At 47.7% G+C, this 12,091-nt stretch carries 10 protein-coding genes, 1 tRNA gene and 1 pseudogene; 4 read left to right on the forward strand and 8 right to left on the reverse strand.

What is annotated here, in order from left to right:
* Positions 1–165: 165 nt before the first annotated feature.
* The 5 genes from AB3R30_RS25875 to lpdA form a co-directional block, all read right to left on the reverse strand.
* Positions 166–867: an FHA domain-containing protein gene (locus tag AB3R30_RS25875; RefSeq protein WP_458652092.1), complete on the reverse strand. Its 702-nt coding sequence runs from the start codon at positions 865–867 to the stop codon at positions 166–168.
* A gap of 445 nt (positions 868–1,312) precedes the next feature.
* Positions 1,313–2,701, reverse strand: coding sequence for a hypothetical protein (locus AB3R30_RS25880; RefSeq protein WP_458652093.1), 1,389 nt, complete (start codon positions 2,699–2,701; stop codon positions 1,313–1,315).
* 128 nt (positions 2,702–2,829) lie between these two features.
* Positions 2,830–3,114: a DUF5340 domain-containing protein gene (locus AB3R30_RS25885; protein ID WP_458652094.1), complete on the reverse strand. Its 285-nt coding sequence runs from the start codon at positions 3,112–3,114 to the stop codon at positions 2,830–2,832.
* 111 nt (positions 3,115–3,225) lie between these two features.
* The gene (gene trpC / locus AB3R30_RS25890; protein ID WP_458652095.1) at positions 3,226–4,146 is read right to left on the reverse strand and encodes an indole-3-glycerol phosphate synthase TrpC; all 921 of its coding nucleotides are present in this window, start codon (positions 4,144–4,146) and stop codon (positions 3,226–3,228) included.
* A 348-nt stretch (positions 4,147–4,494) separates the two neighbouring features.
* Positions 4,495–5,928: a dihydrolipoyl dehydrogenase gene (lpdA, locus tag AB3R30_RS25895; RefSeq protein WP_458652096.1), complete on the reverse strand. Its 1,434-nt coding sequence runs from the start codon at positions 5,926–5,928 to the stop codon at positions 4,495–4,497.
* A 247-nt stretch (positions 5,929–6,175) separates the two neighbouring features.
* Between lpdA and AB3R30_RS25900 the strand changes: the two genes are divergently transcribed.
* Positions 6,176–6,439, forward strand: coding sequence for a hypothetical protein (locus AB3R30_RS25900; RefSeq protein ID WP_458652097.1), 264 nt, complete (start codon positions 6,176–6,178; stop codon positions 6,437–6,439).
* A 10-nt stretch (positions 6,440–6,449) separates the two neighbouring features.
* Here AB3R30_RS25900 and AB3R30_RS25905 read toward each other — a convergent pair whose 3' ends face one another.
* Both AB3R30_RS25905 and AB3R30_RS25910 read right to left on the reverse strand, forming a co-directional pair.
* The gene (locus AB3R30_RS25905) at positions 6,450–7,229 is read right to left on the reverse strand and encodes a TrmH family RNA methyltransferase (RefSeq protein ID WP_458652098.1); all 780 of its coding nucleotides are present in this window, start codon (positions 7,227–7,229) and stop codon (positions 6,450–6,452) included.
* Between the two features lie 125 nt (positions 7,230–7,354).
* A tRNA-Leu gene (locus tag AB3R30_RS25910) sits at positions 7,355–7,438 on the reverse strand.
* Positions 7,439–7,650: 212 nt separating this feature from the next.
* On the opposite strand from AB3R30_RS25910, the gene murA reads away from it, so the two are divergent.
* The 3 genes from murA to AB3R30_RS25925 all read left to right on the forward strand — a co-directional run bounded on the left by murA (position 7,651) and on the right by AB3R30_RS25925 (position 11,774).
* The gene (murA, locus tag AB3R30_RS25915; RefSeq protein ID WP_458652101.1) at positions 7,651–9,042 is read left to right on the forward strand and encodes a UDP-N-acetylglucosamine 1-carboxyvinyltransferase; all 1,392 of its coding nucleotides are present in this window, start codon (positions 7,651–7,653) and stop codon (positions 9,040–9,042) included.
* 211 nt (positions 9,043–9,253) lie between these two features.
* Complete coding sequence (locus AB3R30_RS25920; RefSeq protein ID WP_458652099.1) at positions 9,254–10,132, forward strand: M48 family metallopeptidase; 879 nt, start codon at positions 9,254–9,256, stop codon at positions 10,130–10,132.
* On the forward strand, positions 10,113–11,774 hold the full coding sequence (locus tag AB3R30_RS25925; RefSeq protein ID WP_458652100.1) for an ArnT family glycosyltransferase: 1,662 nt from the start codon (positions 10,113–10,115) through the stop codon (positions 11,772–11,774). The genes AB3R30_RS25920 and AB3R30_RS25925 overlap by 20 nt, the downstream gene beginning before the upstream one ends.
* Before the next feature lie 23 nt (positions 11,775–11,797).
* On the opposite strand, the pseudogene AB3R30_RS25930 reads toward AB3R30_RS25925, so the two are convergent.
* Positions 11,798–12,091 (reverse strand): annotated as a pseudogene (locus AB3R30_RS25930) (IS1 family transposase); the annotation flags it as partial.

Consider the following 12,091-nt stretch of genomic DNA (forward strand, 5'->3'; position numbering starts at 1 on the left):
TCGCCTGAAGGCGATCGCTTATCAGACAGGCAAAACGGTTTATCAGATCAAGTATGGAATGCTCTCGGATTACTTGACTGCCCAACTCAAGCATCCATCGGTTCTAATGACTTTTGCGTAAGTCCTGAATTTGTCTATCACCTCTCGCTCTTCGCCTCTCGTCCTTTAACCCTTTGGTAGTTCTCTAAACAAGATTTCTGGTTCTTCTAAAGCAGAGTAGTCCATAAATCCCTCTTGGCAAGATTTTGAACTGGTGAAGCGAGCAAGGACTTCGGGATGAATTGGCTCAATGGTTCGGCTGGTTTGGCTGATAAAAAAGTTGAATTCAAAACTACCTAACCGGATGCGATCGCCATCTTTGAGCAACTGTCGCTGTTGAATGCGATTGCCATTTAGAAACGAGCCGTTCATGCTATTTAGATCAACTAGGTTAAATCCTTCTTGCAAAACAAACATAATGACGGCATGACGGCGAGACAACAGGCGATCGCGCAAGGGTAAAGCGGCTCCTCGGTTTCGCCCCACTGTCCACACCATCTGAGGTTGAAACAGGGTCAACGATCCACCTAGCAAGTTAGTGATCAAATAAGAGTGTTGTCCCTGAACAACACCTTGAATGTAATGCTTTAAAGGCATTTCAGTCGGTACGCTCAACCCTTCAGAGCATTGACTAACTGGAGTTTGCTCCAAGTCAATCATCAGTGTTTGAGCTTTTGCAAATGCAACATCTTCCCTTTCTCCATCTATTCCTTGAGACACAGAATCAGGCTCAAATTTTTGCGGCAGAATAATCTGAGACGCTTCTGAGATCGATCGCTCAGATACCCCGTGAATCAGACTTTCATTTAAGTGTGGCTCAGAACTCATTCAGTATTCCCCAGACATTACACAGGTTCATTACAGGAAAATTGCTTGGAATTTAGCAGGCATTGTGCGGACATTGATTGATCAGGATGTTTAAAGAATCTATAACGTGAAGCAATTTATATTACGCTCCGTTAATTAGGATGACAGCCTTACTTTTCAAGGCAGCTTTTCTAAATAGTAAGTTTTTATTTTCCCACATCTTCATATTTCAAAGGGGGTAAATTACTTGCCTAGAGTTCCCTGAAAGCAACACTACATAACAACTATTTTAATTTAAGATAAACTTCTAGAAATCTTCTCCTAGAAATTACGCAACATCCCGCCGGTTAGAGAGCCGACTCATCATTTGGGCATTATTGCGGTTAAAGTACTCTAATGATTCTAAATCAGAGTATCAAATTACACTTAAAACTGCGAGTTTCTACGATCGCGTCTTTTAAGAAGTTTAAGAACGCACTCGATAGCGATGGCGACGCAGCAGAAAATCAGGAACGTCCATCTTGGAGCTTTTAAGTGAAACTACGTCAGAGCGATCGCCCTCTATGTCGGTAGCATCAGCGGTTGCCGTTTGAATAATAGCTAAGATCTCTGACAATTCGGCTGAAGAATTCGGCAACACTTGTTCGATCAGTTCTTTCAGCCGATTTAGATAGTCGTGGCTATTGTGATAGCGATCTTTCCAGTGTTGAATTGCTGTCTCATATTCGCTTGCTTGCTGAGCTTGCTTGAGGATTTGCTCTTGCATGTCTGCGGTCTGATGCTCTAACTCAGTAATGCGGGCTTGGTGACGATCGCGAGTTTGCTCAAGCTCTTGGCAAAAATGCTGAAGCATTGCTTGAGTCGTCGTTTGTTTAGATAGCTGAATTTCTAACTCTTGAATCTTGCAGTGAGCCGCAAACAATTCTTTATCTAACGGGCTATCGCTAGTAAGATGTCTCGTGGCATGAGTTTGCTGCAACGTGTCGATCATTGCCTGCTGTTCTTGCAAAGCAATATGAGCGCGATGCAGTTCCATTTCCAACTGTTCAATCGCTGCTTGCCGCTTGGTTAAATGCTGCCCCAATTCTAAAAGAGTGGGTTGCAGTTGCTCTGGTGAAATCGTGGAATCAGCAAGATCGATATCCAGGGATTGAGATAGTATTTCTAGACTTTGCTGATCTAAAGGTTTGGCTTGCAGCTTAGTTAGCCAATCTAAATATGTCTGTTGGGCTTGGGTTTCGGCGCGATCGCTATGAATCCGAAGCCATAACCGCTTGAGATTGGTTTGCTGCCCTTCTGCCAGATCTTCAAGCGAAACCAATAAGTCTTGAAATGACTGAGTTTCACCGTTGGTTTGGCTCTCATAGGCTTCCAAAGCTAGCTGCTGCTGGGCTAGCCTTTGCTTTAGCTGAGTAATCGCTTGCTGCTGGATATTGGCGATTTCCTCAGTTGACGCTAATTGCGCTTCAAGAAACTGCTGATTAACCAGTTGCAGCCGGAGATCAGCTACAGAGGATACTGATTGGTCTAACGCTTGCTCTAGGTCGTGAATGCGTTCAACTTGCTCATCTATCAGGGATTGCCAAGACTGTAATTCATCTCTTAAAGCCTCTTGATGTGGTGCTTGTTTTGTAGCACGATCTGCTTTGTAGCTTGACAATGGAGCTTCGGTGAACAGAGCAGACGTTAAAGACTCCGCCTTTTTGGGCTTGTCAGACGGTGAAGTTTCGCCTAGATCTAACCAAAGCTGCTCAGGGTCAGACGATTTCGCGATCGAAAACCTCGTAGAATCGATGCTGGGACAGCCATTCTCTTTGGGCGATCGATCGCTGCGAGCTAAAGTTGGTTCGGTCACTTGGAACCTCCCAAAGACGTTGATTAGCCTTTTGTTGGAGCCACAAAATCGCTATAGGAGACGATTTTGGTAGTCATGCAGTAAACAAGCCTGTTTAAGATCTTGTTATTCTACTGCATTCGTTTAAACTATTCTGGGTGCAAGCTCAGAAAATCTTTAGATACTCGTTCAGTTTGGGCGGCTGTTTGTGCAGGGGTGTTCAGCGACCAGCGATAGTCAATCGGTAGCTGATAGCGTTCACATGCCTCTTCTAGCCGTTTTTGCTGAGAGATAGCTTTACGCATCGTAATAATAAGCTGCTGCACTTGGTCATGAAGACCCGGTTTTTGTTCTACTGCCAACATTGTTTGCCGTTCTAACAATTGTAAAAGTAGTTCATAGTGGACGTGAGAGGGTAAAGGGATCGGTTCCATGGGTGACTTAACTTACTGAGGGATTAAAGAATCAAACGGCGGTGAGGAATACAAAAACCTAGATCTAAGTTGCATGAATAGACGTTAATGGTTAATTTTTATTCAAAACAACTATGAATTCACATTGAGTGCAACAGTTTCAGCCTTGAATGATCCCAATAATTGAGCAAGGGCAATTCCTGGATCGGGTTGTTTTATTAGCGATTCACCAATCAAAACGGCGCTGGCTCCTGCTTGACTCACTTGGTTCAAATCGGCAGCGGTATGAAGTCCCGACTCACTGACGATTGAAATCTGGCGATCGCGAATTTGCTGATTTCGGTTTGATAACAAGGTGCAAGTAGTGTGCAGGTCAACGGAGAAATCTTGTAAATTTCGATTGTTGATGCCAATCAGACCAATATCTTCCAGCGCTAGAACCCGATCAAGCTCCTCCTGCGTATGGACTTCAATTAGGGCAGTCAACCCCAGCGATCGCGCAATCTTAATGAAGTATGGCAGATCTTGATCCGTCAGGATGGCAGCAATGAACAATACGGCATCAGCTCCATGAACCCGTGCATAAAACATCTGATAGGGATACAGAATAAAATCTTTGCACAGCAGCGGCAGATTCGTTGCCGCCCGAATTGCTGCCAAATATTCAAAGCTACCCTGAAAGAATTTTGAGTCGGTTAGAACCGATAGACAGGTTGCGCCTCCTTGCTCATAAGCTTGGGCGATCGCCACTGGGTCAAAATCTTCTCGAATTACTCCTTTGCTAGGAGAAGCCTTTTTCACTTCCGCAATCACCGCAGGTTGGGTCACTGATTGCTGCAATGCTGCCAAAAAATTTCGCACCGGTGGAGCCGTTAACATCCGTTTACGAAGCTCAACGAGTGGCACTGCCTCCCGCAACTGATCAACTTCGGTTTCCTTATGCCAAACAATTTCCTCCAAAATATTTTGTGGAGCCGCATCATCTGCTTTGATTTGGTAGCGCAAGTACTCTACTGCAATAGTAGGATTCGGAGGACGACGACGAATTTGCATAGAACAGGTTTCGGATGGCAAAGAACAGGTTTCAGAATATAGCGGGTAGCAGATCGGAAACTACTAGGAAAATCTAATGTGCAACTTTCCTAAAATACCTGCAAAGACTGCCCTCTCCCTAGCCCTCTCCCGCAGGGAGAAGGAACTGAAAATCTCTGAAAGCCCCTCTCCTATAGGAGAGGGGTTTGGGGTGAGGGCAATTAGTTGCACATCGCGTTAGGAAAAGTGCAATCTCGTTCACGCCAAGCTATTTCGATAGCGTAACGCAACTTGGGTAGGGAGTTGGCGGAAATCTAGATTCCGAAACTCGAAACCCGAACCCTGAAACCCAAAAATCTAGCCTCTTCTCTAGTGCGTTCCAACGGCTCGTTTATAGGCTTCATCCAGCACTTCTGAAAGCGTAGGATGAGCGTGAACTAAAAAGGCGAGGGTTTGAACCGATTGGCGATCGGCGATCGCGTTGGCGGCTTCCTGGATTAGATCGGAGGCATGTAGCCCAAAAATGTGAACCCCTAATACTTCGCCGGTGTCTTTCCGAAAAATGACTTTAGCCAGCCCTTCGGTTTCTCCTTCGGCGATCGCTTTTGCATTCCCCTTAAAATACGTCCTTGCCACGCCCACTTCAAATCCTTCAGCCTTTGCTTTGTCTTGAGCAGCGGGTTCTGTCATGCCGACAAATCCAATTTCCGGATGGGTAAAGGCAGCAGCTGGAATGCTGTGATAATCAACAATACGAGGTCGTCCACAAATTGTTTCGATCGCAGCAACTCCCTGAGCCGATGCAGTATGCGCCAACATCATTTTGCCTGTGGCATCGCCGATCGCCCAGAGATGCGGCACGGGCTGCCCCTCTTTGACCACTGCCAAATAATCATCAACGGGGATAAAACCCCGGCGATCGAGTTCAACGCCAACGGCTTCTAATCCTAGGTTTTTGGTATAGGGAATGCGTCCCGTGGCAATCAGGCAGGCATCCACCTCCAAAACTTCGACAACCTCTTTCGTTTTGGCATCCGCCAGTTCAATCACCACAGGCGATCCCGGAGTCACCCGTTTTGCTAACACGCCGACTTTTGTTTCAATATCTCGCGGGGTAATCAATACGCGCTGAGCTAGTTTTGCGACATCGGGATCAAATCCCGGCATTAGATAATCTAGGGCTTCGATGAGAGTGATTTCGCAGCCTAACGCTGAATACACATCGGCAAATTCTAGCCCAATGTAGCCACTGCCGACGATCGCAATCCAAGGCGGCAAAGATTCTAACCGCACTGCATCATCGCTAGTGAAAACGGTTTTACCATCAATTTCCACACCGGGCGGCACAAAAGGCACCGATCCAGTTGCCAAAATAATATCTTTAGCCGTAATCACGCGATCGCCATTGGGTGTAGCAACCGTCACCTTTTGAGTTGCAGTGACTCGTCCCCAGCCTTGAATGATGTCTACTCCAAGACGTTTTAGGCTGCCAGTCAAGGCTTCTCGCTGTTTGCTTACGATGGTGTTGGCATGATTCGCGATCGCGGCTCGGTCAAACGACACGGTTGAAAGCCCAATTCCCAACGATTCCAGATGACGAGTATCACGCAGTTCACGTACCTTTCCCGAAGCTGCTAGCAGCGCTTTGGATGGGATGCAGCCCCGATTCACGCAGGTGCCGCCCATATCTCCTGCTTCTACAATGGCAGTCTTTAATCCACAACTGACGGCATGTAGAGCAGCCCCATGTCCGCCTACACCCGCCCCAATAATCAGCAAATCGTAATCCAATGGCTCACTCACAGTTCTCTCCTGCTTATTCTCCGTATTTTCCGTCGGATGTTATCCATCAGACAACCCTAGTTTTATATTTGATCGGATTTTGCGGTTTTATGCCAGTTTTGTCTGCTTAGGTTCACTCAGGACGTTTGCAGAGAATAGGGATATTATTGGGCAAACTAACCCTAACTTAGTTTCCAGGATGGATGTCATGATCAGGAAAAGGGTGAATCTGGCTTTTAGTATTTCAGACCGCTTTGGAGCTACAACTATGGGACAGCCGCCGCCTGAGCGCCAAGCCGCCGCACAAGCATTCATGGAGTCGCTTGCACAGTTAGAGCAAACCTTTGAGCCTGCTGAATCTAAACCTGCTAAATCGGTTGGAGAATCCCTACCCCAGAATTCTCCAGCAATGCCAGATACCTCTAAACAAGCCACCCAAGAGACTACCCAGGTTAGTTTAAGCAGTTTTGAAGATGCGATCGCTGACTTGGAGCAGTTTATTCAAAGTAATCGATCTTCAGAACCGATGTAGGGCGCTGAGTCTAGTCAACTGTCTGCTGTCGTTTCGCTTCATATAACAACAAAGCCGTTGCGATCGCCACATTTAACGATTCCACTCCAACGGCTAGAGGAATCTGAACGCTGTAGTTTGCTAAGGCAGCAAGATCAGGTGATAATCCTGCGCCTTCATTTCCGAGCAGGAGAAGTGTGGGCTTGCAAAAATCTACGTCCCAATAGGTGCGGTCAGCAGTAGGCAGAGTGGCAACAATTTGAAACCCTTGCTGGCGATAAGGGGCGATCGTGGCTAGCAGGTCGGGGCTAACTGCCATCGGTAGGTGAAACCATTGCCCAGCAGAGGCTCGCAGCACTTTGGGGTGATCAATATCCACACTATCAGCGCTCAGCAATAGCCCGTCGGCTCCCGCCGCCGCTGCTGTGCGAATGATAGTCCCCAGATTTCCAGGATCTTGAATTGTTTCCAGCACTAGCCCTAACTGATGAAAGGTTGGTGCAGCAGTAGACGATCGCTCGACTGTGGCAATAATTCCATCTGGCTCCACCGTTGTAGCGATCGCCCGTAGCACCTCTGGACTCACGACTTCCAAGCGCTGAGCGCGTTGTTCAATTTGCTGACAGAGTTCTGGATAGCGCAGTTGCCAATCGGGTGTATGACAGACCGTGACCAGGGGGCGATCGGCAAGACAAGCAGCTGCAACCAAGTGAGTCCCTTCCAATAGGAAAAGCTGCTGTTCTCGTCGCTCTTTGGCACGATGCAACTTGCGGATCTGCTTCACTAAAGGATTTTGTAAGCTAGTCAACATGAAGCCAGAATGATTGGAATTTAATATCAAACTTAATTGAAAGTATTAAAGATAATTAACTATTTTTAATACAAAAAAGTAAAAAAATGGGCAACTATCAGGTTGCCCAAGACACTCTATATCAATGCGGAACCCGGGACTTGAACCCGGAAGTCTTTGCAGACACTAGAACCTGAATCTAGCGCGTCTACCAATTCCGCCAGTTCCGCTAGCAGCACGGGTGAATCCGCGACTTCCAATCATCTAGTAATTAAAACTATCTGTCAATCACTCAGCGTGTAAACTTTTGGACAAGCAGCGAAAACAGGTAGCTGATCACAAATCATCAATTGGAAAAAAAACTGGGACATCAGGGATGTTTCCGGTAGAATCAAGACCGAATTTGTCACACAGTTAATCGCTAATCGCGGAGGACAGACCTATTACACTTTCTCCTAGCCTACCCAACGCTCATTCCCCTGCCGAAGAAAACGTTTCCATCCTGGAAATTTGGGGTGGACAGACTCTCAGTGGACAGGTTGCCGTCAGCGGAGCTAAAAATTCGGCACTGGTGCTGATGGCAGGTGCTGTACTTTGTTCGGATGAATGCTCTCTTCGTAATGTGCCCTCTCTCGCTGATGTGTCTTGCATGAGCGAGATCTTGGCTGCATTGGGGGTGAAGTTGGAGCGATCGGGCGATCGCTTAATCATCAACGCTTCCACGATTGGGCAGTCGAAAGCACCCTATGAACTGGTCAGTCAGCTACGCGCTAGCTTTTTTGTGATTGGTCCGTTGCTTGCCCGCTTAGGAGTGGCTCGGATTCCATTACCCGGCGGCTGCGCGATCGGTGCCAGACCTGTTGATTTGCATGTTCGCGGCTTGCAAGCACTGGGGGCAGAAGTGCAAATTGACCATGGAATTGTCTATGCCTATGTGAAAGGGGTAAACAAGCGGCTAAAAGGAGCCAAGATTTATCTCGATTATCCCAGCGTCGGCGCAACGGAAACGTTGATGATGGCGGCAACGTTGGCAGATGGAGAAACCACGATTGAAAACGCCGCTCAAGAACCTGAAGTGATCGATTTAGCCAACTTCTGTCGGGCGATGGGGGCAAAAATTCGTGGGGCTGGCACGAATACCATTACGATCGCTGGCGTGTCTCGCCTGCACACCGCTGATTACAGTATCATTCCTGACCGAGTGGAGGCAGGTACTTTTTTAGTGGCTGGCGCAATTACTCGGTCTGAAATTTTGGTATCACCCGTGATTCCTGACCATTTGACAGCGGTGATTGCCAAACTTCAGGCGATCGGAGTGCAGGTTGTTAACGAAGGCACCCACAGCGTTCGTGTGATTCCGTCTCAGAACATCCTGCCAACCGATATTGAAACCTTGCCCTACCCTGGATTTCCAACCGACATGCAGGCGCAGTTTATGGCATTGTTGACGCTGAGTGAAGGAGACAGCATTATTTCAGAAACGGTGTTTGAAAATCGCATGGGACATGTGCCGGAATTAAGCCGCATGGGAGCAGATATCCGAATTAAAGGAAACCACGCCATTATTCGAGGGGTTCCGATGCTGTCGGGCGCTCCTGTAGTGGCGACCGATCTCCGAGCCTCCGCAGCCCTCGTGTTGGCAGGATTGGCAGCCAATGGCAAAACCACTATTCAAGGCTTGCATCACTTGGATCGGGGTTATGAGCAATTAGAGGCTAAGCTACAAAAGCTCGGCGCTCGGATGCACCGAGTTAAGTCAGATGTCAAAGTAGATGACTGTGATCCCGTGGCTATGGTGTCGCCTAAGCCATCGATACTGAATCAGCCTAGCTAGAGAGTCGTTTAGATTCGCGATGGGCGGAACCCAAGCGCTCCGCCCATTTTGTGTTTTCATGCCATTACTGTTCTTTACGCTCGTTATACTGAATACTGACAGTAACAAAGGCAAACGACTATTTTCTGCGGGAAGCAAGCAACGTTGCGCGAAGCGCGATCGCCCTACCCCAGGTTTCACGAGCTAGCTTGTACTATTTCTGGCATTCTTCATGGCTTTCTTTAAAACTCCTCTACTGGGTCTCCGTGCCGATCACTTCCGCCATCCGCTGGATCTAGAAGCTACGGCAAACCTTAAGCAGTTGCCCGGTTTGGATGTGATTGTCCGAAATTTATTGGGTCCATTGGCAGGGCAGTTTTTTTACTTAGAAAATATTGCTTCCAGTATTTTGGTCAGTGAGCAGCAGTTGCCTGACTTACACAATTTGCTTTTAGACGCTTGCAAAGTCTTAGATTTGGAACCGCCGCAGCTTTATGTGCGCCAGCATCCCGCGCCGAATGCTTATACGTTTGCCATGCGCGGTGAACAGCCGTTTATTGTGGTGCATACGTCTTTAATTGATTTGCTGACACCCGAAGAAGTACAGGCGGTGATTGCTCACGAGTTGGGACATCTGAAGTGTGAGCATGGCGTGTATTTGACCTTGGCAAACATATTAGTGCTGGCGGCGGGGCAACTTCCCTGGGGCGCGGGGGCGGCGGTTGCCCAAAGTTTGCAAACTCAGCTAATGGAGTGGGTTCGCTGTGCAGAATTTAGCTGCGATCGCGCGGCGCTATTGGCAACCCAAAATCCCAGAGTCGTGGCTTCAGTGCTAATGAAATTGGCAGGCGGTTCTCCAACTTTGGCGAGTCAGCTTAATTTAGATGCTTTTTTAGCTCAAGCACGAGCCTACGATGATATCAGTAAAGACCAACTGGGCGAACTGCTGAAGCAAGCAATGACGGCGCAACTAAGTCATCCTGTGCCCGTGTTAAGAGCGCGAGAAATTGATCGCTGGGGCAGCAGCCAAACCTATCAATCGCTGCTGCACAATCGCCCTGCTCAATCAAGTGAACAGGCTCAATCGAAAGGTGGCTGGCGCAATTGGTAGTAAATTCAATCCGCCGGGGATGACTGCAAACGAAGGAAGCCGAATGGAGAAATTTGCCAAGGGGTGGGGTTTTGGGGCATATCCGATCGCCTGGTTGTTGGTAGGTGGCTTGTTGCTACGGAGCGCGATCGCGGTTTGGCTCCCCCCCGGTTTTGATGAAGCTTACTACTATCTCTATACACAGCATCCCGACTGGAGCTATTTTGATCATCCCCTGATGGTTGCTTTATCCACTGGTTTAGGTCCTTGGTTGACTGGATATGTGTCCCAATTCACAATTCGCATTGGTTCGCTATTGCTATATACCGGAGCGTTGATTCTGCTCTTCCTTACTAGTAAGCGTTTGTTTTCTCAAAAAGCGGCAGTCTTGACGATGGCGATCGCCTCGCTAATTCCGATCTTTTTTATTGGTTTTGGCGTATTAACCCTACCCGATAGCCCATTAATCTTTTTTTGGTCAGCCGCACTATTGCTAACTGCCGAAGAGTTTTTTCGCCGACCGAGGTATCATCCAAGCTGGCGACTTGCCGCGATCGGGCTTGTAGTAGGTCTAGCCTGTCTGAGTAAATATCATGGAGTTGCTTTAGGGCTTGGTTTAATTGGATTTTGCCTGACCAGCCGCCACCATCGCATCGCCTTCAAATCTCCTTGGATGCTAGTAGCAGTGGGGCTGTTTTTCCTAACTATTTCTCCGATTATTATCTGGAACCTTCAACATGACTGGGTTTCCCTCCGTTATCAATCCGGCAGAGCCATTCCAAATCGTAGCTATAGCCTGTTGGAACTTATTGGCTTCATTTTCATCGGGATTGGCTATCTCTTCCCTGCCTTTGGCTTTCCGCTGTGGTGGGTCTGCATAAAAACAACCTGGAATCAATGGCATAACATCCCACTCCTTCCCTCCTGCACTCAAAATATCTCCTACGGAGATGCTACGCGAACAAAACTCAAAACTCTTCTAATTCTTTGGATTTCCCTACCCATCATCCTGAGTTTCACTTTTATGGGTGGCTATCGCCCGATTTTGCCGACTTGGGCAATGCCCGGATTTTGGGGAATGACGCTACTGCTGGGCGATCGCGCTGCAAACTGGTCGCCTCATGGTGTGCGGCGGTGGCTGCAAAGTTCAGCGGTGATCATTAGTATATTGCTGGCGATCGCCCTCTCTCATCTCACCTTGGGGACATTGCAAAAGTCCAGTGCTTATGCTGTTTTCGGTGGATTGATTCCAGTAACCGTCGATGGGTCTGTGCAATTGGTGGATATTCAACAGGTTCGCCGTGGGTTTGAAGACTCGGCTATTTTGACCCATGCACTGAAACAAGCCGATTTTGTCTTTGCGAACGATATTTTTATGGCGGGTTATGTGGGCATGGCGCTGGCACCGCTCAACCCTCCGCCCATTATTTGCTTTAACGATGACTTGCGGGGGTTTGCGTTTTGGTCAACGGCGGCAGAATGGGTTGGCAAAAATGGACTCTATCTCAGCCCTCAGCGTCAATCCAATGCCACTCAATATGCAGACTATTTTCAAAGCTTTGAACAAATTGGAGAAATACCTATTTGGCGCGGCGGTGCGATCGTGGATGTGTTTCAGGTCTATCAAGGCAAAAACCTTCTAAAACCTGGCGTTGCTGAATAAGAGTATGACTCTAAGAGTATGAGTCATGTAGGAACAGGAACTTCCCATAACTTCAGATAGTGGAAGTAGCAACCGAACCAAGTGTCCCAGTATTTCTACTGACTTTGAATAGCACAACGTTTTGCGATGCAGTCGGGCTAAATAATGTCTTAAGCGAGTGTTCTCTCCTTCCACTCGTGTCATGTCAGTTTTGCTCACAATGTGGTCTTGGTCGGGATAAACACAGGATAGACTCGATTGCCATCGCTGACATAAAAGTAGCAGTTCCACATCGTCACCAAGGTCCATAAAGGAGTAAATGTTGCAGCGCTATAGTC

This window comes from Sivoneniella epilithica UHCC 1019, assembly GCF_040830845.1.
Classification (GTDB): domain Bacteria; phylum Cyanobacteriota; class Cyanobacteriia; order Leptolyngbyales; family Leptolyngbyaceae; genus ULC077BIN1.

Coding starts and splice junctions, on each gene's coding strand:
- AB3R30_RS25875 (WP_458652092.1), bottom strand. CDS start 867: ATGAGTTCTGAGCCACACTTAAATGAAAGTCTGATTCACGGGGTATCT.
- AB3R30_RS25885 (WP_458652094.1), bottom strand. CDS start 3,114: ATGGAACCGATCCCTTTACCCTCTCACGTCCACTATGAACTACTTTTA.
- trpC (WP_458652095.1), bottom strand. CDS start 4,146: ATGCAAATTCGTCGTCGTCCTCCGAATCCTACTATTGCAGTAGAGTAC.
- AB3R30_RS25900 (WP_458652097.1), top strand. CDS start 6,176: ATGGGACAGCCGCCGCCTGAGCGCCAAGCCGCCGCACAAGCATTCATG.
- AB3R30_RS25905 (WP_458652098.1), bottom strand. CDS start 7,229: ATGTTGACTAGCTTACAAAATCCTTTAGTGAAGCAGATCCGCAAGTTG.
- AB3R30_RS25920 (WP_458652099.1), top strand. CDS start 9,254: ATGGCTTTCTTTAAAACTCCTCTACTGGGTCTCCGTGCCGATCACTTC.